Raw genomic sequence first — 23,837 nt, 5'->3', positions numbered from 1 at the left:
TTACGCCTCCATCATAATAAGTTGTGGATCGTTTAATAAACGTTTGATTTGGTTCATTGCCATTTGAGCTGTTGCACCATCAACGATACGGTGGTCAAAGCTTAAAGACAACGCCAATACAGGAGCTACGACAATTTCACCATCGCGAACGACAGGTTTTTCAGCAATTCGTCCAATACCGAGAATACAAGCTTCTGGGTAGTTGATCACTGGAGTAAACCATTGTCCACCTGCAGATCCTATATTTGAAATTGTACTTGAAGCACCTTTCATTTCATCAGGACTTAGTTTACCATCTCTTGCCTTAACTGCCAATTCATTAATTTCTTGAGAGATAGAGAAGATGGATTTTGAATCTGCATTCTTCACAACTGGAACTAGTAGTCCTTTATCAGTGTCTGCTGCGATACCAATGTTGAAGTAGTGTTTATAAACAATTTCATCTGTATCATCATCGATAGATGCATTTAAGATTGGATACTCTCTTAAAGCAGAAACAAGTGCTTTTACTACGTAAGGTAAGTAAGTCAGCTTGATTTCCTTCTGAGCAGCCACTTCTTTGAATTTCTTACGGTGCGCAACCAACTCTGTTACATCAATTTCATCGTGTAACGTAACGTGAGGAGCTTTTGATTTAGAATTAACCATTGCTTTCGCAATCGCTTTTCTAATACCACTCATTTTCTCACGAGTTTCAGGATATTGACCTGCTGGCACTGTAGCTGCTGCAGCTGGTGCTTCAGTAGCTTGACCTGCTTCATCTTTAGCAGCTGTTGGAGCCGGAGCATCACCATTTAAGAACGCATCGATATCTTCTTTTAGAATACGACCATTTTTACCTGAACCTTGAACTCGCTTAATATTTACGTCTTTTTCACGAGCATATTTACGGACAGATGGCATTGCAATAACGATTTCACCGTCATCTTCTGCAGCTTCAGTTTCGTTTAGAACAGTCTCTTCCTTCTTAGGCTCTTCAGCCGGAGCTTTTGTTTCTTCTTTCGTTTCACTTGGTGATTCATCATTTCCACCAGCATTTTCGTAGCCCTCTGCATCGATGGAAATAATTGTTTCCCCAACGGTTGCTACGCTACCTTCTTCAAAGTGAATTTCTTTTACAGTTCCTTCAACTGGAGAAGGAATCTCTACTACTGCTTTATCATTTTGGACTTCACAAAGTACGTCGTCTTCTTTGATTTCTTCGCCGACCTTTACAAACCATTTGACGATTTCCCCTTCGTGAATTCCTTCACCAATATCTGGCAATTTGAATTCAAAAGCCATTTGTATTACCTCCCGTCTCAGTTTTCATTAAAAGTTAATAACTTGGTTAACTCGTTCGATGATGTCATTGTAGTTTGGTAACCAAACTTCTTCTGCTTGAGTAAATGCGTATACCGTATCAGGAGCAGCTACACGAAGTACTGGTGCTTCTAGGTGAAGAATAGCGCGCTCTTGAATTTCTGCCACGATATGGGAAGCCATTCCTGCTTGACGTTGTGCTTCTTGAACTACAACGACACGGTTTGTCTTTTTAACAGACTCTAAAATAGTATCTAAATCAATTGGCATTACAGTACGAAGGTCAATCACTTCTGCTTGAACGCCATCTTTTTCAAGTTCTTCTGCTGCTTTTAATGCAGAGTGAACCATTGCGCCATAAGCAACAATTGTTACATCGCTACCTTCTCTTTTTACATCTGCTTTTCCTAATTCAATGGTGTACTCTTCCTCAGGTACCTCGTCACGGAAAGAGCGGTACAATTTCATGTGCTCAAGGAAAACTACTGGATCGTTATCACGGATGGAAGAGATAAGTAACCCTTTCGCATCATACGGAGTAGATGGAATAACAACCTTTAAACCAGGTTGTTGTGCAACTAATCCTTCTAAGGAATCCGCGTGTAATTCTGGAGTGTGTACCCCACCACCAAAAGGGGAACGGATTGTTATTGGAGCGCTCTCTGTTCCACCGGAACGATAACGGATACGCGCGATTTGACCATTGATTGCATCCATCGCTTCATAAACGAAGCCAAAAAATTGAATTTCTGGAACCGGACGGTAGCCTTGAAGAGCTAGACCAAGAGAAATACCAGCGATACCGGATTCAGCAAGTGGTGTATCAAACACACGATCTTCACCAAATTCTTGTTGAAGGCCTTCCGTCGCACGGAACACCCCACCGTTTTGACCAACATCTTCGCCGAAGACTAGCACATTCTCATCATTTTTAAGCTCCGTACGTAACGCATCAGTAATAGCTTGAATCATCGTCATTTGTGCCATGGTTTACTTCGACTCCTTTGCTTTATATTCATCATATTGTTCTTGTAAATGAGCAGGAAGTGTCTCATACATGTTTTCCATTAAGTCTGTTACTTTTTGTTTTGGTTGCTCATCTGCTTTTTTAATAGCTTCTTTAATTTCTTCCTTCGCTTGTTCGATTACTTTGTTTTCTTCTTCTTCAGACCATAGTCCTTTGCCTTCTAAGAACTTACGGAAACGAACAAGTGGATCTTTCTTTTCCCACTCGTTGTCTAGGTCTTCTGAACGGTAACGAGTTGGGTCATCCCCAGCCATCGTGTGTGGACCGTAACGGTAAGTCAACGTTTCAATCAATGTTGGCCCTTCACCATTTACAGCACGTTCACGTGCTTGCTTCGTAGCAGCGTATACAGCTAGAACGTCCATTCCATCTACTTGAATTCCGTCGATACCAGCTGCAACAGCTTTTTGAGCTAATGTTTTAGCTGCCGTCTGTTTTTCAACTGGAACAGAAATTGCAAAGCGGTTGTTTTGAACAACGAAAATTGCTGGCGCACCATATGCACCTGCAAAGTTCATTCCTTCATAGAAGTCACCTTGAGAAGTACCACCATCACCTGTGTAGGTAATGGCAACATTTTTCTTACCTCGTTTTTTCATGCCAAGTGCAATACCAGCAGCCTGTGTATATTGAGCACCGATAATAATTTGTGGACTAAGTGCATTTACACCTTCAGGGAATTGGTTTCCATGAAAATGTCCACGAGAGAACAAGAATGCTTGATACAACGGTAAACCATGCCAAATTAATTGTGGTACATCACGATATGCAGGAACGACAAAATCTTCTTTTTCAAGTGCGTAATGTGTTCCTAATTGTGATGCTTCTTGACCGGCAGTAGGTGCATAGAAACCTAATCTCCCTTGTCGGTTTAAAGCGATGGAACGTTGATCCAGAATACGTGTATAAACCATTCTGAACATAAGTTCTTTTAATTCTTCATCTGATAGATCTGGCATAGCATCTTGGTTTACGATTTCTCCATTCTCATTCAGAATTTGAAACGTTTCGAATTGATTTTCGATGTTTTCTATTGTGCGTTTCAAATCACTCACCTCTTCCTTTCTATTTGAAAAATTTATCCCATAATTGCGGGTTCTGGATGATTCAGAAACAGAGAACCAATCTCCACCCAAAAAACCTGTTCTTGACATAAAATCATCCATACACAGGTCGAACTTCCACTTTTGGGATGGACGATTCTGTGGAAGTGCTTTTCGTTTCTATCTTTCCCAAAATAAATGAAAAAATCTGTACCGAGTACTACTTACAACTGTAATGCTTATTCGACATCAAAACACATATAAAGAGAAAAAATAAAACTGTTACATTAAATTAAGTATAAAGCACTGGTACAATTTTCACTACGTTATTAGTTTAGCTCAAAGGAATAGAAAAGGTCAAACACTTTAACTGAAAGGTTGATAATTTCTATGGAATTAACCTTCCGATAACTGTCTACTTTTTACAATCTGTTTCAAAAATATCTTAACCCTGTACTAGTACAAAAAATCATTTCACTTCCAATTTAAATGAAAAGTATGGGGAACGAAGCGTTATTCTGTCGTAAAAAATTCCTGTACTTTCTAGGTCTTTCTTTGTAGCCCTTATTTAGTATCCTTGACAAGTATACCCTTTTTTATAGGGAACCGAACCATTCTACATAAAGAAACGTATTATAAGTTAATCTTTAAAAAGTTTAAAAAAGAAAAAAACATCCCTGATTACATTCGGGGATGTTTCATTAGTTAGTTACTCATTTCTACCTCAAAACCAGCTTGTTTGTAGAATTCCTCTTTTAAAGTATTGTATTCATCTGTAAATTGGTTAAAGGAATCATTGGCTTCTAAAATTTTGTCATAGCTTTCATTAACTGACTCCACTTGTTTTCGCAGCTCATCTTCTTTCAATTCTTCCTTCTGGAACATTGAATACAATGTACGGTCTTTGTCTAGTGCTTCCTGATACGCACTGTTTAATGTTAGGTAAGCTTTGTAACGATCCTCCATCGTTTTATATAATTCATTAGCTGTTTTTTTTAGTTCTTCATCATCTAACTTATCGATAAGTGGCTTTATTTTGTCAAATTCTTCTTTGGAAGCTTCGATACTTTCTTTTTCTTTTCTTATAATTTCTTCTCTTTTATCAATCATATCCAATGCTTGATTAGATAATTCTTTCATTTGTTCAAACTCATCCATGCTTAAATCGATGATCTTATTATACAGCTCACTTTCTTTTTCCTCTAGCTCCACTAAGGGGTCTTGCTGTTTCACAAAGTCTTCTTCTAGTTTTACTGCTTCTTCCAAATGGGTGAACATTTTTTCGGTTGTAGATTCTCCGTTACATGCTACTAGAACTAATAGTAGCAGAAACAATGCTATCCCTTTTCCATATTTCATATCGTCCCGTTCCTCCTAACACCTGCTGAATATTCAAATAAGATGCTTGTCTGCCACAATATTTCAATATTATAACATATAATAACTATGAATTTGCAGCTACCGTTTTCTTGAGTAATATATATGTTATAGAAGTATTATTCATGTCATTCTATGTTTTTGTATCTTAATATCTATATAATATTGATAAACTAAATGCCATTAAACGATGCGATTTAGGAGTGAAGATTTATGATTACGATGAAGGATATCGTCCGTGAAGATAATCCGATTTTATATAAGGTCGCGAAAGAAGTGGACTTACCGGCATCAAAGAAAGAAAAAGAAACGTTAAAAGAAATGTTGACGTATTTAAAAAACAGTCAAGACGACGCCATTGCTTCAAAATATGGTTTAAGACCAGGAGTTGGACTAGCTGCACCACAAATAGGATTATCGAAACGTATGATAGCTGTCCATTTTCAGGATTTGGACGGACGACAATACTCGTACGGTTTAATTAATCCAAAAATCGTAAGCCATTCTGTAGAGAAAGCATTTTTAACTACTGGAGAAGGATGCTTATCTGTCGATCGCGACATTCCTGGGTATGTACCACGCTACTCAAAAATTACAGTAAAGGCCACCGATATAGAAGGAAATGAATTGAAGTTGCGTTTAAAAGATTATGCAGCAATTGTTTTTCAACATGAAATTGATCATTTAAATGGAGTTATGTTCTTTGACCATATTAACAAACAAGATCCATTTGCTATTCCTGAAAATTCTCATCCTATTGGTCAAGATGAAGAATAATGGACAAAAGAGCGAACAATCCCAAGATTGTCCGCTCTTTTTTAGTTTATAAGTCCTAAATGAACGAGTCCCTTATATAATCCATCTTTATCCACATCATCCGTCACATAATCTGCAACTTTTTTCAATTCCGGAATAGCGTTCCCCATAGCTACTCCTGTTCCAACAAGCTGGATCATTTCCAAATCATTTAATCCATCCCCAAAAGCAAAGCTATCTTCTATTTGAAGTCCACTAGCTTCGATGAGTTTTTCAACACCGACCGCTTTTGAACCACCGTCAGGTAGCACGTCACATGAATTATCATGCCATCGAATAAATCGAAGATCCGCATACTTCTGTTTATAATTTGCTTCTTCCTGACAGAAAAGTAACGATTGGTAAATCTCTGTTTTCTTATAAAATTCAGGGTCTACGTTCGGATATTCAAATTTCAAGCTATGTATAGCTTCTTCAGCCAGCTTATCATCTGGTCTAGAAGCTCTCATTTCCAAATGATTCATAAAGGCAATGGAGTGGCCTTGTTCTTTTACCGTAGCAAAAAGCTCTTCCATCCTGTTTAAAGGAAGCGGATTTTTATACACCACTTCTCCATTTAAGACAACATACTGACCATTAAAGCTAACATAGGAATCAATGCCAAGCTTTTTACGTATGTCTTCATACATAAACGGCGCCCTACCTGTAGCAATTGCTACATACACGCCATTTTCTTTCAACTTTCTAACCGCTTCGATTGTACTAGCTGGGATTTCTTTATCATGATTAACGATTGTTCCATCTATATCTAGAAAAACAATTTTATTTTTCAATTTCTTTCCTCCTTTTCTTGGATGCATCGAATAGAAAGATGTTATTTCGTAAAAAATATCATCACACGAAATCACGAAAAAAACAAGCTACAAGGATGGAAGAAAAGCGAACTTATAGCGAAATTCTGGTTCTATTCTTTTGCGTAATAATGGAAAAAATAAAATTCTTAGGAGCTAATCTATTTCAAAATTTACCAAACCATACTATACTGTAGTTAAGAGGGATTGGATCGGTGAGTCGTTTTTTGTTGCTTTTCTTCGTGTATAAGGAAAGGAGCTGTAAGAAATAATGTTAAAACGATTAAAAGAAAAGCTTAGAAAACGCTGGAAAGACTTATTAGGACAAAAACGTGTGCCTAGTACTTGTGAAAATGACTAATATATTCGTGCCGTGATATGAGAACTGATAATAAATATGCTATGTAATAGATAATTTTTTGAACAGAAAAAGGAGAGAAACTACATGATATACAAGGTTTTGTATCAGGAAGTTCCAACAGAAGTTCCTGTGCGGGAACGAACAAAAAGCTTATTCGTAGAAGCTGAATCGGAAAGAAAAGTACGAACATTTTTGGCTGATCGCAAGATAAATATTGAATTTATCCAGCAACTAGATGATGCACATCTAGAATATGAAAAAACTTCTGAAGATTTTGCTGTGGAGACCGCATAACAGATGAAGTTTGTAAAAAATGATCAAACAGCGGTATTTGCACTAGGAGGACTAGGCGAAATCGGGAAAAATACGTACGGTGTTCAATTCCAAGATGAAATCATCTTGATTGATGCTGGTATTAAATTCCCAGAGGACGAATTGCTTGGTATCGATTATGTCATTCCGGACTACTCCTACCTCGTGCAAAACCAAGACAAAATTAAAGGGCTATTTGTTACACACGGACACGAAGATCATATCGGGGGAATCCCATATCTTCTCCGTCAACTAAATATCCCTATATATGCTGGAAAACTTGCGATTGGATTAATTAAAAACAAATTAGACGAGCACGGTCTTTTACGGAATGCGACCTTAAACATTGTGCAAGAGGACGACATCATTAAGTTCCGTAAAACATCAGTTGCATTTTTTAGAACAACACATAGCATACCTGACTCCTACGGAATTGTTGTAAAGACACCTCCTGGGAATGTTGTCCACACAGGTGATTTCAAATTTGATTTCACTCCAGTAGGAGAACCTGCCAACATTACAAAGATGGCGGAAATAGGAAAAGAAGGCGTTCTTTGTTTATTATCAGATAGTACGAATAGTGAGGTACCTGGTTTCACCATGTCAGAACGAGTGGTTGGTGAAAGCATTAATGACATTTTCTCAAGAGTCACTGGCCGATTAATCTTTGCTACCTTTGCATCAAACATCTACAGACTTCAACAAGTCGTAGAATCAGCGGTTCGCCACAATCGTAAAGTGGCTGTCTTTGGACGTAGTATGGAAGCTGCTATTACGTTAGGTCAAGAATTAGGGTATATTCAAGCTCCTAAAGATACGTTTATTGATGCACAGCAGATTAATCGTTTACCGGCACACGAAGTTACGATCTTGTGTACAGGTTCTCAAGGGGAACCAATGGCAGCTCTATCACGTATTGCAAATGGTACACACCGTCAGATTCAAATGATTCCTGGCGACACAGTCGTATTCTCATCCTCTCCAATCCCTGGCAACACGGTTAGCGTTAGTAAGACTATTAACATGCTTTATCGAGCAGGTGCTGACGTAATTCACGGAAAACTTAATGACATCCACACCTCTGGACATGGTAGTCAAGAAGAACAAAAACTAATGCTTCGATTGATTAAACCGAAATACTTTATGCCAATCCACGGGGAATATAGAATGCTTAAAGAGCATACGAAGTTGGCAGAAGCTTGTGACATTGATCCTAGTCATTCCTTTGTAATGGATAACGGTGATGTGTTAGCTCTTGGCAAAGACAGTGCAATGATTGCAGGAAAGATTCCGTCAGGATCCGTTTATGTGGATGGAAGTGGAATTGGTGATATTGGAAATATTGTGCTACGTGACCGTCGTATTCTTTCAGAAGAAGGACTTGTCATTGTAGTGGTAAGTATTAATATGAAAGAATTTAAAATTGCATCAGGTCCTGATATCATTTCAAGAGGATTTGTGTACATGCGAGAGTCTGAAGACTTAATCAATGAGGCACAAAAGATTGTTTCTTCTCACCTTCATAAAGTCATGGAAAGAAAAACAACACAATGGTCTGAAATTAAAAATGAAATTACAGATACAATTGCACCATTCTTATTTGAAAGAACAAAACGAAAACCAATGATTTTACCTATAATCATGGAAGTATAAAAAAACTCGGCAGATTAGCTTCTGCCGAGTTCTTCTATATATTAATCATCATCTACCACAAGATTTTTTTCAAATCGCGAAATATCAATATCCGAACCAATGACAATCAAGACATCGCCATCTTCAATGACAACCGTTGCCATTGGAGAAACATTAATTTCTTTGTCCTTTTTAATCGCAACGACGTTACAGCCATACTGGGCACGGATATCTAAATCGATTAATGATCTTCCACTCATTTTCTTTCCTGCTTTAACCTCTACAATACTATGATCATCTGATAACTCTAGGTGGTCCAGAATATTGTTTGAAATAATACTATGTGCAATTCGTTTTCCCATATCTCGCTCAGGGTGAACAACTTGATCGGCACCTATTTTTCGTAACACTTTTTCGTGATAATCATTTTGGGCCTTTACAGTAATTTTTTTGATTCCTAATTCTTTTAACATAAGCGTTGTTAAAATACTTGCTTGAATGTTATCCCCGATTGCGACGATGACATGATCAATATTTCGTATTCCTATTTCTTTTAATACTTTTTCATCTGTTGTATCGGCTATAACTGCATGTGAAGCAATGTTTTTAAACTCATTCACTTTGTCTTCATCTAAATCGATAGCTAGAACGTCCATGCCCTCTTTACTAAGCTCGTGACATATACTTCCCCCAAAACGACCTAGTCCGATTACTGCGAATTCTCTTTTCATTTGGATTGCCTCCATCTTGTATGTAATGCGTAGTATAAGAATAACAAACATATTTTCAGAAGGAAAGAACATTCCGTCTAGATTCGTGATTAGGATAAAAGAACGCTCAGATAAAAAACTGCACCTCCAATTGTTGAGTGTCTAACAATTGGGGTGCAGTTCAAACCTGAGCGTCTTTACTGTGATTTCTTTATTTTGTCTTAATGGTCAAAATACACCTTCCGCTTATAGCGCATCAAGCATTTCGAATTGCGTCTTTACTAAATCAAAGTACTCGCCTTTTTGTTCCATCAATTGTCTGTGGTTTCCTTGCTCTAAAATCTTACCATGTTCTAGTACAATGATATTATCTGCTTCACGAATAGTGGACAAACGGTGAGCAATCATAATGGCAGTTCTTCCTTTTAATAACGTGCGCAGCGCATGTTGTATCTTTACTTCTGTCTCAGTATCGATACTTGCAGTAGCTTCATCTAAAATAATGATTCTCGGGTTAGCCAGTAAAGCTCGAGCAAACGATAATAACTGACGTTCACCAGCCGATAGAATGTTTCCTCTTTCTTCTACCTCTGTTTGATAGCCATTCGCTAGTCGCTTAATAAATTCATCTGCACCTACGACTTTTGCTGCTTCGATTACTTCTTCATCTGTTGCTTCAGGTCTTCCAAACCGGATGTTTTCCATAATCGTTCCACTGAAAATAAATGTGTCTTGTAATACGACACTAATATTTTGCCTAAGGCTATCAATTTTCATATCTTTTAAATCAAAACCGTCTATTTTTACCGCACCTTTTGTTGGATCATAAAAACGGCTTATTAGATTTGCAATAGTAGATTTTCCGGAGCCTGTATGACCTACCAAAGCAACGGTAGACCCAGCTTCCATTTCTAAGGAAATCTCATGAAGAGCAATTCGATCCTCATCATAAGAGAACTGGACGTGATCGAACTCAATATGTCCTTTCATATCATGAAACTCTTTTGCATTTTCTTTTTCATGAACATTCGGTTGTTCATCCAGGAATTCGAAGATACGTTCAGAAGACGCCATTGCAATTAGTAGCTGGTTATATATTTGTCCAAGTCTTGAAATTGGTTCCCAAAACATTCCTAGGAAGAAAGCAAACGAAACAAATGTACCTGTAGTGATTTCCCCGATAATGATGAGATGAGCTCCGTAAGAGATTAAGATAACAGTCCCGATGGCATTACTCATTTCTACAAACGGACCAAAGTATGCACTTTTCTTAGTAGCGATTCTCTCTGTTTCGAAATTATCCGTATTGACTCCATCAAAGAACTCTGTATTCTCTTTTTCCTGCGAGAAGGACTGCGTAACACGGATCCCTTGCATACTTTCATTTAGATGAGAGTTTAATCGAGATTTTTGAATCCGTACTTGTTGCCAAGAACGACGAATATCTCTTCTCAATTTTGTGGAGATATAAAACATGATCGGCAGTATAATCATTACCGCTAGTGCAAGTGGTGGACTTAATGCCACTAAGATAGCGACGATCCCTATTAGCATGACCGTATCCATTAATAAATTTATAATCCCATTCGTAAATAGCTCCTGCAAGGAATTAACATCATTTAAAATTCGAACGAGAATAGATCCAGCAGAACGTTTGTCAAAAAAGTTATGAGACAAACGCTGAACATGCGAGAAAAGTTTTTTCCGTAAATCATAAATAACGTTTTGACCTAAGATATTTACCCATTTAATTCGAAACGTATTGCCTAAATAACTTAGTAAATATAAACCTGCAATCAAGATAACTAGGGATACGAGTAGATCTGTATCCTTGTTGGCAATTGCCTTATCTATTGCAATTTTCCCAATAATGATTGGGACAATTAAGCGAATTAATGTAGAAACAAACATCGCGATAACCGCACCTGGGAGCAATGTCTTCGCATAAGGTTTAATAAATGTAAGGAGCCTTAACATCTGCCCCCAGTTAAACGGCTTCTCCACGGATTGGTCTAATGGGTAATAAAACCGTTTAAGATGGCTTTTTCCTTTAGGTTGTGACTGTGTCTCTGCCATGGTATCCCCCCTTAATGTGCTGTTGCATTCATAATGGCTTGCTTATCTTGATATTGAATGTTGTATATTCTTTCATATGGTCCACCATTAGTCACAAGCTGATCATGTATTCCACGCTCAACGATTTCTCCATCCTCTAACACGATAATTTCATCTGCATGTTTTAAGGATGAGATTCGATGTGCAATGATAAAAGTGGTTCGGTCCTTCATCACTTCTTTTAATGCCTTCTGTATTTTGAATTCCGTTTCCATATCCACAGCAGATGTTGCATCATCTAATACGAGAATGCTAGGGTTTATTAAAATCGCTCTAGCAATCGCAATTCGTTGTTTTTGCCCTCCAGAAAGTCCCATTCCTCGTTCCCCAAGCATGGTATCATATCCTTTTGGCATCTCCATGATAAATTCATGCGCCTGTGCTCTTTTAGCTGCATCGATGATCTCATCCATTGATGCCTCTGGGTTTCCGTATGCAATATTTTCTTTAATTGTAGTCGAGAACAAGAACGATTCTTGTAATACGAATCCTATATTTCTTCTCAAACTTTTTAAGCTATACTCCGTTACTGGTCTGTGATCAATTAATATTTCTCCATTTTCAGGCTCATAAAAACGAGTAATTAATTGAGTAATACTTGTTTTACCAGATCCTGTTCCACCAATTAATCCTATTACTTTCCCAGGTTCGGCATGAAAAGAAATATGTTTCAATGCAGAATCATCGTCTTCCGTATAAGTAAGCGTGACATCGCGGAAGGACACATGCCCTTCTATTTTCTCAGTATCCTTGGCTGACTTGTAATCTTTAATATCCTCTTCCGCTTCTAGTATTTCTAATAATCTCTCACCCGAAGCCTTTGCTTGCGAGAACATGTTTACAATGAATCCTAGATTCATAAGAGGTCCTAAAATATAGGTGACCAAACTAAAGAAAGCAACTAATTCCCCTAGCTGGAGGGAACCACTCACAACTAGATGACCACCATATGCCAATAACGCAACCATACATACATTTCCGATAAATTCCATGAGCGGGAAGTACTTCGACCAAATCTTCGCGGTTTTGATGTTCACATCTTTGTAATCGACGTTGTTGGAAGTAAACCGGTCAATTTCAAAATCTTCTTTTGAGAGTGATTTTACCGTGTTCATCCCACTAACGTTTTCTTGTATTCGCGTGTTAAGGCGACCGAGTGATTTTCTCACACGACGAAATGATGGGTGCACTCGCTTATCAAAGCGGTACACAACAATAGCTAAAAATGGCATAGCTGCCATTGTCACTAGTGCTAATGGCACCGAATAATAAAACATGACACTTAAGCTTATGAAAATGAGCAACACTACTCGAAGTAATTCTTTGAATCCTGCTGCTAAGAAAAACTTAAACCCTTCCACATCCATCGTCAATCGGGACATCAAATCTCCTGTTCGTGCATTGTCATAGTAAGTAAACGATAACCTTTGCAGTTTTTGGTAAAGTCCATTTCGTAATGTATAAACAGATTTGACACCAAAGAGGTCTCCTAAGTACATTTGAAAAAAGTTTGCTACTCCTTTGACGACCATTATTAAAATAAAACCAACTGCAAGCATTGGGATTAATGGATAGCGTTCTTTTGTCACAACTTCATCAATGGTGACCTGAAGTAAGATTGGGTAAAGCACGGTAATTCCTGTTACGAGTAATACAAAAAACAAGGATGCGAAGAAATACTTCTTAAATGGCCAGAAATATTGCTGAAGCTTTTTAAATACTTCCATTGTACCCCTCCTTATGATGAATTTTTTTCGTACCTATAAATATATCGGGTTACGAAATAAATTACTACCCTTTTGCTTCAAAATTTTGAATTTTTTTCAAATGGGAATTATTCTACAAAGTTATACTGTATTTCAAAATAAAAAGATTATGACTGATTTCCTATTTCTACAAAAAATCGATTGAATTATTTGCTTCTCCACGTTGGTTCCCTTAAGCTAGACCATATAGATGCAAAGGAGATTAATAATGGACATACTAGACACTATTCAAGAATCACTAGGTTCCATCTTGACAGCAGGACTTAAGGTATTATTACTTATCATTGCATACTTAATCGTAGCTCCAATTGGAAAAAAGATTATTTCGAAATCCATTCGGAATGTGAAACGGAAGGACAATATTACAGAAGGTAGAATTAAAACTCTAGAAAAATTATTGTTGAATATTTATTCCTATACGATCATTTTTCTATTTGTCGCCATGCTCTTTGGAATTTTCAACATTCCTATTGGTCCATTACTAGCCGGCGCAGGAATACTAGGATTAGCTATTGGGTTTGGTGCACAAGGTCTCGTGAGTGATATTGTTACAGGTTTTTTCCTACTGTTAGAAAAACAAATTGAAGTAGATGAATATGTAACGGTCGCTGGATTCAACGGTATTGTGGAGGAAATCGGACTTCGTACAACAAAAGTAAGAGGATTTGATGGCACATTGCACTTTATTCCTAACCGGGATATTAGTGGGGTAAGCAACCATTCCCGTGGTACAATGAGAGCGCTTGTGGATATCGGTATTAGTTATGGCGATAACATTGACCACGCCTTAGAAGTGTTACAAAAAGTATGTGATGATTTCAAAGAAAATGATACCCGTTTCAAAGACGGTCCAGATCCACTCGGTGTACAAGCATTCGGTTCATCTGATGTCGTATTACGTGTGATTGGTCAAACTGAAAATATGATGCAATGGGCCGCAGAACGGGACTTAAGAAAGAAAATTAAAGAAGCCTTTGATCAAGAAGGTATCGAAATTCCTTATCCACATCAAGTCAACGTGACAAAAGAGTCCAAATAATACGAAAACCCTCTCTTTTTCATGAGAGGGTTTTTCCAATATTTATCGTAGGTTTTGTTCTACATGCTGACAAACTTCCTCAGCACTCATTCCATCACAGTTAATAACAGGTGCTGAAATATCTGTCGCTGCCATCCCCATTACGTTTTTATCTTGTCCTGTTACACAGCAGCAATCACATTGTTTCGCATCATCTGCTTGCTGAAGCTCCATAACTTGGTGTCCTCTTTCTTCTAGTGCTGCTTTTACATTGGAAAGAGATTGTTCTACTCCTATTTTAGCCATTGTTTAAAATGCCTCCTCTAATATCTAAAAAATCTATCTATAGAGTGTGCATTTTCTTTAATTACTATGCATTCATAGGCTTTAATTTACGTAACGTCTTTTCTACGAGTTTTGCTGCAAGTGGAATAGCATCCTCATTAGCGGTCAACTTACTATGATGCAATCCATATGGAGAATCTACTCCTAACCAAAACATAAACCCAGGAATATCTCGAAGCATGTATCCAAAATCCTCACCTGTCATTGCTGCAGGAGCGTCTTTCCAATCCATTTCACTTGTCTCCACAATATTTTTAAATGCAAGTACCAACTCTTCTCGGTTAAACACCTGATAATAATTAGCTCCAAAATCAATCCTAATTTCACAATCATACATCATTTCAAATCCACGCTTTAAAGCATCTATTTCCGTTTTAATAATTGGCATTAAGTCGGGAGATAATGTACGGATTGTTCCTTCTAAGCGTGCGTTTTCTGCTATCACATTCTGAACAGTTCCTCCTGTAATCTTCCCTATTGTAACAACCGCACTTTCTAGTGGATCCACTCTTCTCGAAACAATGGTTTGCAGTTCTCCAACAAATCCACTGGCAGCAACTACCATATCTTTCGTCAAATGGGGATAAGCTGCATGACCGCCTTTCCCTTTAAAATCGATAAACAATTCACTTGTATTCGCAAATAGCAATCCCGGCTTAGAGGAGACCGTTCCAACTGGAAGCTCTGGTGCAATGTGTAATGCAAAGATTAAATCAGGCCACCATTCTTTAAACTCATTGGATTGAAGCATTGGGAATGCTCCCCCAGGACCTTCCTCTGCTGGTTGAAAAACAAACAACACATTGTGCTCTGGTGGTTGTTCAGCAATGGCCTGTAATGCTGCTAGGGCAATCGTCATATGGAAGTCATGCCCGCAAGCATGCATAAACCCTTTATGCTGGGATTGAAAATCAAAATCCGTTTCTTCCTCGATGGGTAAACCATCCATATCCGTACGGTAGGCGATAGTCATGGAAGACTTAGTCCCTTTCACTTTCACAAGAATACCAGTTTTCCATGTCTTTACCTCCATGTTATCTTGCGGAAGTTTTTGTATAAAAGAAAGTAAATATGCCTGCGTTTTATGCTCTTGAAATCCTATTTCAGGAATTTGGTGGAGCTCTCTTCGGATTTTTATTAGCTGATTCACTTCTAACATTCTCGTCCTTACCTTCTTTCTATAGAAAAAGCAGGAGTATCTCCCCCCTGCCTTTTTCTCCTATATAGGTAACATCTTATTCATCGTTAAGTTTTCTTAATTCTTGTTTAATTTCTGTTTTAGATTTCGTTTGATCATCGATTTCTTTTAATACTCTTGCTGGTGTACCAGCAACTAACGTATTTGGTGCGACATCCTTCGTAACAACAGCACCCGCAGCAACAATTGCTCCTTTACCAATCGTTACACCTTCTAGAACTACTACATTAGCCCCAATTACGACATCATCTTCCACCACAACAGGCTTTGCGGATGGAGGTTCAATCACTCCAGCTAAAACAGAACCAGCACCGATGTGGCAGTTTTTACCAACAGTAGCTCGACCGCCAAGGGTTACATTCATATCAATCATAGTACCCTCACCGACAACTGAACCGATATTAATCATTGCTCCCATCATGATGACCGCACCATCACCAATTTCTACCTGATCACGAATAACAGCACCTGGCTCGATTCGTGCATTAATGTCCTTCGTGTCAAGAAGTGGAATCGCTGAATTCCTACGATCACTTTCGACCACATAATCCTCGATTTGATCTTTATATGTAGATATTACTTCTTTAATTTCCTTCCACTCACCAAAAATTACCCCAGTATCACCTGTTAGGAATGTTTTCACGTCATCACTAAATGTAAGATTTGAAAGGTCTTTCCCCTTTACATACACTTTTACTGGCGTTGATTTTTTGCTGTTTGAAATAAACGAAATGATTTCGTTTGCATCCATCATTTTCAAGAAAATTGCCTCCTATACTAGTTTAATTTCATTTTACTTTACCAAATCATGCGGTATCTGCCAAAGAAAAAGTTTTTTATTCGATAACAGGTTTGTTTCGATTTACGTGAAGATATTTATTCAACTGCTTTAAAATCGCTCTTCTTGTTAGTATTCCGTCAAAATACCCTTCCTCATCAGCTACACAAACAAATGGAAAATCAACCAAAGATTTAAGACTTGTGACAAAATCATCCTCGCGATGTAAATAAGGCACGGATTGATTCATCACGTCATCCACCTTAATATCGGATAGCTTTTCCATTTCAAACCTTTCTAAGCCGAGGACACGGTTTAAAATAACGGTCTTACTAATTGTCCCATGCAGTTTGTATGAAATATCTAAAACAGGAACTGCAGAATATCCTGATTTCACCAAAACTAATAACGCATGTTCTAGAGGATTACCGAGCTGTACATGTGCCACTTTTTCAGATGGAATCATAAGGTCTCCCACTTTAAAGTCGATTAGTTCATTGTACTTTGTACTTGTCATGTCTCCACTCCCTTTATTTGCAGTTGAGGAGATTGTTCACGCAATAGAAATCTCTTACATAGTTTATCATAAATAAGAATAGGAGACTATTTACAGTTCCATTAAAAAGGATTTTAACTCTTCGTTCTGTCCGTTAAGTAGTTTCCATCCAACCACTCTATTATCCAATAATTGGAGGATTTTCTCCTTTATTTTTTCGGTTATAAAGGAACGCTTCGTAGCCATAATAAAAACAAGTATCGTTGATTCCAATGAAATAAGTCGAGAGTTCCATGTATTCCCGATATGTACACGTTATAATAGAGGAGATAAAAGAAATGAGGATTTTAACAATGACAACCCATACGTTTACCAAGAAAGAAGAAATTGCTCATGCAATCACACACGGAATTGGTGTCGTTTTTAGTATTGTTGCCTTAGTGTTACTCATCTTATATGCAACTTTAGAAGGTACTACCTTACAGGTTGTGTCTACAGCAATATTTGGTTCCACTATGTTAATCATGTATCTATCGTCCACTATCGTGCACAGCCTGCCAAGTGGAAAATGGAAACATATTTTTCAAATTTTTGATCACTCCTCCATCTATTTATTTATTGCGGGAACCTACACCCCTCTTCTACTCGGCCCCCTTCGCGGTGAAATAGGCTGGACCCTGTTCGGCATTGTCTGGGGGATTGCTGTAATAGGAGTGGTTTTTAAAATATTCTTTGTTAATCAGTTCATCGTATTATCCACCCTGTTTTATATATTAATGGGATGGATGATTACACTTGTATGGGGTCCACTTACGGAAAAGTTACCTCAAGAGGGTGTGAATTATCTCGTTCTTGGTGGATTATTTTATACAGTGGGAGCCATTTTCTACGTATGGCGGAAATTTCACTTTCATCATGCTGTTTGGCACCTATTTGTATTAGCCGGCTCCATGTTTCACTTTCTCACCATTTTCTACTTTATTATTTAATAAATGCCCTTTTTCTCATCGAAAAAGGGCATTTATTTCTATCGCTATCATCCACCCCCACAGTACTGTTAAATCATGCTATAATGACACGTACATACATGAAAAGTCTGATGAAAGGTTGTTCCTATGAATAGAAGAACATTCCTAAAACGAGTCCTATCTTCTTCACTTGCGTTCTTTGGGCTTGGAGGAGGAACTTATTATTATGCTCATGAAATCGAGCCTAAAATGCTAAAGATACATTCTGAACCATTAAGGTCATCTAAAATCCCAAACTCTTTCAATGGATTTAAGATTGTGCAGTTTAGTGATACACACGTTGGCTTCCATTTTTCCCTAGAACAACTTAAACAACTAGTAAAAGAAATAAATAAACTAGAACCAGATCTCGTTGTCTTTACTGGAGATTTAGTGGATAAGCCACATACATTTGAATGGAATCAAAGTATAATCACTACCCTTCAAGCTATATCTAGCAAGCATGGTAAATATTGGATTTATGGAAACCATGATCATGGAGGTTATGGAACAGAAATTGTGAAAGAAACGATGGAAGCAGCAGGTTTTGTTACCCTTCAAAATAGCCATACACTTATCACAAATGGACAAGGAGATACTATTGCTTTATCTGGATTAGATGATGTGATGTTAGGGAAACCAAATATTGAACAAGCCTTGCAAGGAATTGATAAGACCCTTTATTCCATTCTACTTGTACATGAGCCAGATTTTGCAGATATCTCCAAAAATTACGAGGTAGATGTCCAACTCTCTGGTCACAGTCACGGAGGACAAATCCAAATCCCACTCATCGGATACCTATACACTCCAGCTTATGCGGAGAAATATGTAGAGGGGAAATATTCCTTAGATACGAAATCAATGGATTTATTTGTAAGTAGAGGGATTGGCACCACTCGTGTACCCTATCGATTTCTTTGCAAACCAGAAATTACAGTTTTCTCTTTACGTCATGAACGAACCTGAATCTAACTACATAGATTTTGATATTGGAACTAAACATGTTACTATTTATCGGAAATGCAAATCGGGAGGGACATGATGAAATATATAAAATGGATTGGTTTACTACTAATTTTATTTCTATCAGCTTGTGGAAGTACATATAATGGAGATTTTAACTATGAGGTTCAACCCTTTAGTTTTGAAAACCAAGATGGAAAAATGGTTACAAAAGAACAGTTCGAAGGGAAATTTTGGGTAGCTGATATGATATTTACTAACTGCCAAACCGTCTGTCCACCAATGACTGCTAACATGGCTCGATTACAACAGAAACTGGAAGATGAGAACTTAGACGTAGAACTTGTATCCTTTTCCGTAGATCCTGAAAACGACACAAAAGAAATATTGAAAGAATATGTCTCAGAACGTGGTGGAACTTTTGAAAATTGGAATCTGCTAACCGGCTACCCGTTTAAGACAATTAAGGAATTTTCAATTAAATCCTTTAAAGCACCTGTTGAAAAAATAGCGGATTCGGACCAACGGGTTCACACCTATTACTTTTACTTAGTTACGCCTGAAGGAAATGCTATTAAACGGTACGATGGCCGTAAGGCAGCAGAAATGGATACGATTATAGAAGATATTAAGTCCATGACAGAATAGTTTGTATCACAAAAAGAGTTGTTTTAGCTCTTTTTTTGTTTGTATAAATTGAATTTCCTGATAAGATTGTGTAGTATAGTAGAATCTATCCTCTTTGAAAGGAAAGGAGCAGCGAAATGTTACAACCAAGGGATATAGACGTTCAGGAATTAGCTAGAGCTTTATTCGTTGTGAATAAACACGCCAAAACAGCACCTGACCCAAAATATTTATATCAACTAAAAAAAGAAGCCATTAAAAAGCTTATAGAGGAACAAGCTGCTACTAAAATCGGATTACACTTTTCCGACCATCCCAAATTTAGCCATCAGCATTCAACCCTACTCGTACAAATAGCGGATTACTACTTCCATATCCCACCTAGCAAAGACGATTTCAAAACGTTAAAGCACTTAGGTAAATTAGATCAGAGCTACAGAAATCCTAAAACACATATGTCCTTATCCCATGCCAAAAAACTATTAGCAAATTATTTAGGCTGGCCGCTTGAAAAACCTAGACCGACCCATCACCGTTCTACCTACTATACCCCATCTTCACTAGGGAAAATGGATAGTCCTTTTAAATCAAAACGATACAAAAGATAAACGCTTACTAGATGCCGATGAATAATCGGCATTTTTTATGCTTTTTGAGCAACTGACTGTTTCGAATTTTTATTAGGGCTGAAAATATACCGAAATAATGATAATGTCCCTATAAAGAATCCATAGATACAAAAACCTAGAAGGACATGTATAGCTGAATAAAAGTTGCTTACATCTGTTTCTATAATGACGCTAACTATAATGGCTAATATGAATCCGCTACTAAGTAAAAAAGTCAGCAGCTTATCCCATTGAAGAAGAACGAATAGCCTTATAATAGGTTTCAATAAGACATAGGACACACTAATACTAAGCAATCCCACAAGTATAAACGTATTGGATTCTGTTAGTCCGATCCCCGTTACTATATCCTTCAAGAAATGTATATAAAAATCTCTCATTCTATCACCCTTTCTGTATAGAAATAGGTTTGACCGTTCTAGAAAGTCTTAAACATATAATGGAAAAATAAAAAACACATTTCATAACTGAAATGTGCTTCTGAATTCTTGGAGGATTACAAAGTACTATGATATGATCATTTTGCGTTCTCTTTTTTTAATTTTTTTTCAGAAGGATCAGCTTGACGGCGAGATTCCAGGTACTCTTCGATTTCAGTCATTGCTTTCTGATCCTTCATTAATTCTTCTCTGTTTTGGTTAACTAATTCATCAAATGGTAGTTTTCGCTGTCTCACAAACATTTCTCCTTATGGTAAAATGGTGGAACGCTTTCATTATACAATATGTTTTGCGAATATTATACAAAATTGTTTGAACATTTTGTAAAAATGCAGGAGGATCTATGAAACCAACTATTAATAGACAAGTAGAGAACATTGAGATATCTGGTATTCGAAAATTTTATAATATGGTGTCTGGACAAGATAATATACTCTCTTTGACCATTGGCCAACCAGACTTTTATACCCCAGAGCATGTGAAAAAAGCTGGCATAGCTGCGATTGATCATAATCAAACGGTCTATACACCAAACGCAGGCATATTACCATTACGACAAGCTATTCGCTCATTTGTCCAGCAAAAATATAATCTTTCTTATTCAGCGGATACAGAAATTATTGTCACTGTTGGTGCCTCGCAGGCCATTGACATTACTTTAAGAACAATCCTTTCTCCTGGTGATGAAGTGATTCTTCCTGGTCCCGTTTATCCAGGTTATGAACCGTTGATTCGATTAGCAGGTGGAGTTCCAATTCATGTGGATACCACTCACCACCAATTTAAGTTAACAAGCGAGCTTATAAAATCTCATATTACGGATAAAACGAAATGTGTACTCCTCCCTTATCCTTCCAATCCAACAGGTGCAACGCTTTCAGAGGTACAGCTAAAAGAGATTGCCGAGGAGCTAGAAAATCGTGATATTTTTGTATTATCAGATGAAATTTATAGTGAATTAGTATATGAGGGAGATCATCACTCTATCGCATCCTTCCCAAGCATGAGGGACAAAACCATTGTAATAAACGGGTTGTCTAAATCTCATTCCATGACTGGATGGCGAATCGGCTTTGTACTTGCTCCAGAATGGCTAGCAGGTCAAATATTAAAGGTGCATCAGTATAACGTATCCTGTGCTTCTTCAATAAGCCAATACGCTGCATTAGAAGCCTTAAAAAATGGGATAGACGATGCAATTCCAATGCGGGAACAATATCTAAAAAGGAGAGATTACTGCTTCGAACGATTAACGAAAATGGGATTACAAGTAGAATTACCGAATGGGGCGTTTTATTTATTTCCGAAAATACCAACAGATAGCAAAACAACTTTTGAACTAGCAGTCGATATTGTAAACAAAGCACATCTTGCTGTCGTACCAGGAAGTGCATTTTCAGCATTCGGGGAAGGGTATGTAAGAATATCTTATGCATACAGTTTGGAAACACTAAAAGAAGGACTAGATCGCTTAGAGCGCTATCTGAAAGGACCAAGAACGAAAGTAGACACACGCTAATATCCTCGATTGACTAAAAATGATATCGCAATACAAAGAAGGACTAACTTATCGTTAGTTCTTTTTTTAAAAAAAAATCCTTTATTTTTCAATAAAGGGGCTTATCTTATCGTAATTTTTTACTTTTTGTACTTCGTAATCATTCATCAACTTGTCCAATTCCTGACTGATAGAAATAGATTCAGCACTGGTAAAACCCTTTTTCAAGGCAATCTCGGTCATTCTTTTTCTTAGATATTCTATCCGAATTAATAATTCTTTTATGTTACTCATTTAAATACCGAGTTACCCCCTCTCCTCAATGCTACGACAAAAATGGGCAAATCAGTATATCAACTAGGATATTTTAGCCGTTGATATTGATTAATAAGTATATCTAGTTCTTGTGAGACTTTAATGGTGGATCTACTATTCATTCCGTATTTTTCAGCAATTTGAAACATTCTTTTTCTCTTTTTAACTATCTTTGCTTGTAAATCCGAGTCCCCTAACACTACACCTAAATTTTTCATTTATTTTACCTCTTTCTTTCATTATCAAACGCTATTGATTATGACAAACTAATATCTTGAAGTAAAGCTAATCGCAATATTAGACAATTTTTTCAAGAAAAAATTGTAAATTCTATGAAATAATAGGGCTTTCGTATTATATTTTTTTTACAAACTATTAACATTTACTATTATTTAACCGAAACAATACATATATAATATAGTCATTATTTTCGATTACAAAATCACAAATAGAGAGAAGGAATCTGAGGAGGTCCGTCATGTACTTTAAGCGCAATGAACCTTATCGCTTCTCCTTCGAGCAACCAATACCAGCTAGCTTTAAAACGTTACCAACAGAAAGTACTCCTTCCACTACCTATCCTGTTTTATTGTTGGATGTTAGTTTGAGTGGAGTCAGAATGGAGTGCTCGATTGAGGTACCAATTGAAAAGAACAAACCATACATTCTGGAGTTTACATTACTAGATCAACACTGTGTCACAACTGGAGAAATTGTCTGGATTAAAGAACTATCCAACCATTATCATTGTGGAATGAAACTGGATACAGATGAAGAAGTTCAAGATCAAATTACTTCTCAACTAAAACAAGTAGTGAAAAACCAAAGGTTAAGTTCGACTGAATGAAAAAGGAGTCTCTTATGCGAGACTCCTTTTATGTATGATCATCCATTATCAAAAATGGAATATCCAGCGAATACAAGTAAAATTAATACACAAATAATTGAAAATACTGTAGTCATCCTTGCACCCCCTAAATGAGACAAATATATCTGCTTATAGTATGTATTTTACAATACTTATATAGTATCAGTAAAAGTGTTTTGATGGAAGTGTTAGTAGGATAAACTAATAAAAATTCCCTAGTTATATTTCTACAAATAAGCAGATTTGTATGCGGTACATGATGCCTACTGCAGTAATCAAGTACAACAACAAAAAGAATGACTCAAATGAGAGCAACGTGGGTTTAACATCCCCTTCTTTATTCCGTGATTGGACAGATGCCAATGAATGTCGTCTGTCTTTTGTTTTTTTAAAATACTTT

General features: G+C 37.2%; 26 protein-coding genes. 10 read left to right on the top strand and 16 right to left on the bottom strand.

Features of this window, described 5'->3' with window-relative positions; translation table 11 throughout:
- The 4 genes from FN924_RS07595 to FN924_RS07580 form a co-directional block, all read right to left on the bottom strand.
- On the bottom strand, window positions 1–1,284 hold the full coding sequence (locus tag FN924_RS07595) for a dihydrolipoamide acetyltransferase family protein (RefSeq protein ID WP_143893236.1): 1,284 nt from the start codon (window positions 1,282–1,284) through the stop codon (window positions 1–3).
- Between the two features lie 27 nt (window positions 1,285–1,311).
- Window positions 1,312–2,289: an alpha-ketoacid dehydrogenase subunit beta gene (locus FN924_RS07590; RefSeq protein ID WP_143893234.1), complete on the bottom strand. Its 978-nt coding sequence runs from the start codon at window positions 2,287–2,289 to the stop codon at window positions 1,312–1,314.
- A 3-nt stretch (window positions 2,290–2,292) separates the two neighbouring features.
- On the bottom strand, window positions 2,293–3,375 hold the full coding sequence (gene pdhA, locus FN924_RS07585) for a pyruvate dehydrogenase (acetyl-transferring) E1 component subunit alpha (protein ID WP_143893232.1): 1,083 nt from the start codon (window positions 3,373–3,375) through the stop codon (window positions 2,293–2,295).
- Window positions 3,376–4,077: 702 nt separating this feature from the next.
- Window positions 4,078–4,731, bottom strand: a complete 654-nt coding sequence (locus FN924_RS07580) for a YkyA family protein (RefSeq protein ID WP_143893230.1) — start codon at window positions 4,729–4,731, stop codon at window positions 4,078–4,080.
- 231 nt (window positions 4,732–4,962) lie between these two features.
- On the opposite strand from FN924_RS07580, the gene def reads away from it, so the two are divergent.
- Window positions 4,963–5,526, top strand: coding sequence for a peptide deformylase (def, locus tag FN924_RS07575; protein ID WP_143893228.1), 564 nt, complete (start codon window positions 4,963–4,965; stop codon window positions 5,524–5,526).
- Between the two features lie 41 nt (window positions 5,527–5,567).
- Here def and FN924_RS07570 read toward each other — a convergent pair whose 3' ends face one another.
- Window positions 5,568–6,338, bottom strand: coding sequence for a Cof-type HAD-IIB family hydrolase (locus tag FN924_RS07570; RefSeq protein ID WP_228409623.1), 771 nt, complete (start codon window positions 6,336–6,338; stop codon window positions 5,568–5,570).
- A gap of 463 nt (window positions 6,339–6,801) precedes the next feature.
- Here FN924_RS07570 and FN924_RS07565 point away from each other — a divergent pair, with 463 nt between their 5' ends.
- On the top strand, window positions 6,802–7,011 hold the full coding sequence (locus tag FN924_RS07565; protein WP_143893224.1) for a DNA-dependent RNA polymerase subunit epsilon: 210 nt from the start codon (window positions 6,802–6,804) through the stop codon (window positions 7,009–7,011).
- A gap of 3 nt (window positions 7,012–7,014) precedes the next feature.
- Window positions 7,015–8,682 carry a ribonuclease J1 gene (gene rnjA / locus FN924_RS07560; protein WP_143893222.1) on the top strand — a complete coding sequence of 556 codons (1,668 nt, stop codon included), beginning with the start codon at window positions 7,015–7,017 and terminating at the stop codon, window positions 8,680–8,682.
- A 41-nt stretch (window positions 8,683–8,723) separates the two neighbouring features.
- Here the strand turns inward: rnjA and FN924_RS07555 are convergent, their stop codons facing one another.
- The 3 genes from FN924_RS07555 to FN924_RS07545 all read right to left on the bottom strand — a co-directional run bounded on the left by FN924_RS07555 (window position 8,724) and on the right by FN924_RS07545 (window position 13,213).
- A complete protein-coding gene (locus tag FN924_RS07555) occupies window positions 8,724–9,392 on the bottom strand; it encodes a potassium channel family protein (protein WP_143893220.1) in 669 nt (222 codons plus the stop codon).
- 225 nt (window positions 9,393–9,617) lie between these two features.
- Complete coding sequence (locus FN924_RS07550; protein ID WP_143893218.1) at window positions 9,618–11,447, bottom strand: ABC transporter ATP-binding protein; 1,830 nt, start codon at window positions 11,445–11,447, stop codon at window positions 9,618–9,620.
- A gap of 11 nt (window positions 11,448–11,458) precedes the next feature.
- On the bottom strand, window positions 11,459–13,213 hold the full coding sequence (locus FN924_RS07545; protein ID WP_143893216.1) for an ABC transporter ATP-binding protein: 1,755 nt from the start codon (window positions 13,211–13,213) through the stop codon (window positions 11,459–11,461).
- A 247-nt stretch (window positions 13,214–13,460) separates the two neighbouring features.
- Between FN924_RS07545 and FN924_RS07540 the strand changes: the two genes are divergently transcribed.
- Window positions 13,461–14,291 carry a mechanosensitive ion channel family protein gene (locus tag FN924_RS07540; RefSeq protein WP_143893214.1) on the top strand — a complete coding sequence of 277 codons (831 nt, stop codon included), beginning with the start codon at window positions 13,461–13,463 and terminating at the stop codon, window positions 14,289–14,291.
- A gap of 42 nt (window positions 14,292–14,333) precedes the next feature.
- Here the strand turns inward: FN924_RS07540 and FN924_RS07535 are convergent, their stop codons facing one another.
- From FN924_RS07535 to cbpB, 4 genes are all read right to left on the bottom strand, one after another.
- The gene (locus tag FN924_RS07535; RefSeq protein ID WP_143893212.1) at window positions 14,334–14,576 is read right to left on the bottom strand and encodes a YkuS family protein; all 243 of its coding nucleotides are present in this window, start codon (window positions 14,574–14,576) and stop codon (window positions 14,334–14,336) included.
- A gap of 64 nt (window positions 14,577–14,640) precedes the next feature.
- Complete coding sequence (locus FN924_RS07530; RefSeq protein ID WP_143893210.1) at window positions 14,641–15,774, bottom strand: N-acetyldiaminopimelate deacetylase; 1,134 nt, start codon at window positions 15,772–15,774, stop codon at window positions 14,641–14,643.
- A gap of 76 nt (window positions 15,775–15,850) precedes the next feature.
- Entirely contained in the window at window positions 15,851–16,573 is a 723-nt protein-coding gene (gene dapD, locus FN924_RS07525) for a 2,3,4,5-tetrahydropyridine-2,6-dicarboxylate N-acetyltransferase (RefSeq protein ID WP_194709702.1), read from the bottom strand.
- 76 nt (window positions 16,574–16,649) lie between these two features.
- Window positions 16,650–17,108: a cyclic-di-AMP-binding protein CbpB gene (gene cbpB, locus FN924_RS07520; RefSeq protein WP_143893208.1), complete on the bottom strand. Its 459-nt coding sequence runs from the start codon at window positions 17,106–17,108 to the stop codon at window positions 16,650–16,652.
- A gap of 317 nt (window positions 17,109–17,425) precedes the next feature.
- On the opposite strand from cbpB, the gene trhA reads away from it, so the two are divergent.
- The 4 genes from trhA (at window position 17,426) to FN924_RS07500 (ending at window position 20,295) form a co-directional block, all read left to right on the top strand.
- Entirely contained in the window at window positions 17,426–18,076 is a 651-nt protein-coding gene (trhA, locus tag FN924_RS07515; RefSeq protein ID WP_228409622.1) for a PAQR family membrane homeostasis protein TrhA, read from the top strand.
- Between the two features lie 126 nt (window positions 18,077–18,202).
- Window positions 18,203–19,063, top strand: coding sequence for a metallophosphoesterase (locus FN924_RS07510; protein ID WP_143893206.1), 861 nt, complete (start codon window positions 18,203–18,205; stop codon window positions 19,061–19,063).
- A gap of 75 nt (window positions 19,064–19,138) precedes the next feature.
- Window positions 19,139–19,708: an SCO family protein gene (locus FN924_RS07505; RefSeq protein ID WP_143893204.1), complete on the top strand. Its 570-nt coding sequence runs from the start codon at window positions 19,139–19,141 to the stop codon at window positions 19,706–19,708.
- 116 nt (window positions 19,709–19,824) lie between these two features.
- Window positions 19,825–20,295 (top strand): YkyB family protein, encoded by a 471-nt coding sequence (locus FN924_RS07500; RefSeq protein WP_143893202.1) that lies wholly within the window; start codon window positions 19,825–19,827, stop codon window positions 20,293–20,295.
- Between the two features lie 35 nt (window positions 20,296–20,330).
- On the opposite strand, the gene FN924_RS07495 is transcribed toward FN924_RS07500, so the two are convergent.
- Window positions 20,331–20,696, bottom strand: coding sequence for a hypothetical protein (locus FN924_RS07495; protein WP_228409621.1), 366 nt, complete (start codon window positions 20,694–20,696; stop codon window positions 20,331–20,333).
- A 137-nt stretch (window positions 20,697–20,833) separates the two neighbouring features.
- Complete coding sequence (locus FN924_RS07490; protein WP_143893198.1) at window positions 20,834–20,992, bottom strand: FbpB family small basic protein; 159 nt, start codon at window positions 20,990–20,992, stop codon at window positions 20,834–20,836.
- Between the two features lie 107 nt (window positions 20,993–21,099).
- Between FN924_RS07490 and FN924_RS07485 the strand changes: the two genes are divergently transcribed.
- Entirely contained in the window at window positions 21,100–22,275 is a 1,176-nt protein-coding gene (locus FN924_RS07485; protein ID WP_143893196.1) for an aminotransferase A, read from the top strand.
- A gap of 81 nt (window positions 22,276–22,356) precedes the next feature.
- Here the strand turns inward: FN924_RS07485 and FN924_RS07480 are convergent, their stop codons facing one another.
- Window positions 22,357–22,548: an aspartyl-phosphate phosphatase Spo0E family protein gene (locus FN924_RS07480; RefSeq protein WP_143893194.1), complete on the bottom strand. Its 192-nt coding sequence runs from the start codon at window positions 22,546–22,548 to the stop codon at window positions 22,357–22,359.
- Window positions 22,549–22,607: 59 nt separating this feature from the next.
- Window positions 22,608–22,787 (bottom strand): aspartyl-phosphate phosphatase Spo0E family protein, encoded by a 180-nt coding sequence (locus FN924_RS07475; RefSeq protein WP_143893192.1) that lies wholly within the window; start codon window positions 22,785–22,787, stop codon window positions 22,608–22,610.
- 260 nt (window positions 22,788–23,047) lie between these two features.
- Between FN924_RS07475 and FN924_RS07470 the strand changes: the two genes are divergently transcribed.
- The gene (locus FN924_RS07470) at window positions 23,048–23,416 is read left to right on the top strand and encodes a PilZ domain-containing protein (RefSeq protein WP_143893190.1); all 369 of its coding nucleotides are present in this window, start codon (window positions 23,048–23,050) and stop codon (window positions 23,414–23,416) included.
- Window positions 23,417–23,837 lie beyond the last annotated feature (421 nt).

It is taken from the genome of Radiobacillus deserti (assembly GCF_007301515.1).
In the GTDB taxonomy this organism is placed as follows: domain Bacteria; phylum Bacillota; class Bacilli; order Bacillales; family Amphibacillaceae; genus Radiobacillus; species Radiobacillus deserti.
Note: the sequence above shows the minus strand (reverse complement) of the source record. Positions and strands in the feature narration are given on the sequence as shown.

Bases quoted from the DNA above. Each gene is read 5' to 3' on its own strand.
- FN924_RS07565 (WP_143893224.1), top strand. From the start codon at position 6,802: ATGATATACAAGGTTTTGTATCAGGAAGTTCCAACAGAAGTTCCTGTG.
- FN924_RS07540 (WP_143893214.1), top strand. From the start codon at position 13,461: ATGGACATACTAGACACTATTCAAGAATCACTAGGTTCCATCTTGACA.
- FN924_RS07475 (WP_143893192.1), bottom strand. From the start codon at position 22,787: ATGAAAAATTTAGGTGTAGTGTTAGGGGACTCGGATTTACAAGCAAAG.
- FN924_RS07510 (WP_143893206.1), top strand. From the start codon at position 18,203: ATGAATAGAAGAACATTCCTAAAACGAGTCCTATCTTCTTCACTTGCG.
- FN924_RS07555 (WP_143893220.1), bottom strand. From the start codon at position 9,392: ATGAAAAGAGAATTCGCAGTAATCGGACTAGGTCGTTTTGGGGGAAGT.
- FN924_RS07485 (WP_143893196.1), top strand. From the start codon at position 21,100: ATGAAACCAACTATTAATAGACAAGTAGAGAACATTGAGATATCTGGT.
- FN924_RS07535 (WP_143893212.1), bottom strand. From the start codon at position 14,576: ATGGCTAAAATAGGAGTAGAACAATCTCTTTCCAATGTAAAAGCAGCA.
- FN924_RS07580 (WP_143893230.1), bottom strand. From the start codon at position 4,731: ATGAAATATGGAAAAGGGATAGCATTGTTTCTGCTACTATTAGTTCTA.
- trhA (WP_228409622.1), top strand. From the start codon at position 17,426: ATGAGGATTTTAACAATGACAACCCATACGTTTACCAAGAAAGAAGAA.
- FN924_RS07595 (WP_143893236.1), bottom strand. From the start codon at position 1,284: ATGGCTTTTGAATTCAAATTGCCAGATATTGGTGAAGGAATTCACGAA.
- cbpB (WP_143893208.1), bottom strand. From the start codon at position 17,108: ATGACAAGTACAAAGTACAATGAACTAATCGACTTTAAAGTGGGAGAC.
- FN924_RS07500 (WP_143893202.1), top strand. From the start codon at position 19,825: ATGTTACAACCAAGGGATATAGACGTTCAGGAATTAGCTAGAGCTTTA.
- FN924_RS07590 (WP_143893234.1), bottom strand. From the start codon at position 2,289: ATGGCACAAATGACGATGATTCAAGCTATTACTGATGCGTTACGTACG.
- FN924_RS07480 (WP_143893194.1), bottom strand. From the start codon at position 22,548: ATGAGTAACATAAAAGAATTATTAATTCGGATAGAATATCTAAGAAAA.
- rnjA (WP_143893222.1), top strand. From the start codon at position 7,015: ATGAAGTTTGTAAAAAATGATCAAACAGCGGTATTTGCACTAGGAGGA.
- FN924_RS07545 (WP_143893216.1), bottom strand. From the start codon at position 13,213: ATGGAAGTATTTAAAAAGCTTCAGCAATATTTCTGGCCATTTAAGAAG.
- FN924_RS07505 (WP_143893204.1), top strand. From the start codon at position 19,139: ATGAAATATATAAAATGGATTGGTTTACTACTAATTTTATTTCTATCA.
- FN924_RS07470 (WP_143893190.1), top strand. From the start codon at position 23,048: ATGTACTTTAAGCGCAATGAACCTTATCGCTTCTCCTTCGAGCAACCA.
- def (WP_143893228.1), top strand. From the start codon at position 4,963: ATGATTACGATGAAGGATATCGTCCGTGAAGATAATCCGATTTTATAT.
- FN924_RS07550 (WP_143893218.1), bottom strand. From the start codon at position 11,447: ATGGCAGAGACACAGTCACAACCTAAAGGAAAAAGCCATCTTAAACGG.
- FN924_RS07530 (WP_143893210.1), bottom strand. From the start codon at position 15,774: ATGTTAGAAGTGAATCAGCTAATAAAAATCCGAAGAGAGCTCCACCAA.
- FN924_RS07495 (WP_228409621.1), bottom strand. From the start codon at position 20,696: ATGAGAGATTTTTATATACATTTCTTGAAGGATATAGTAACGGGGATC.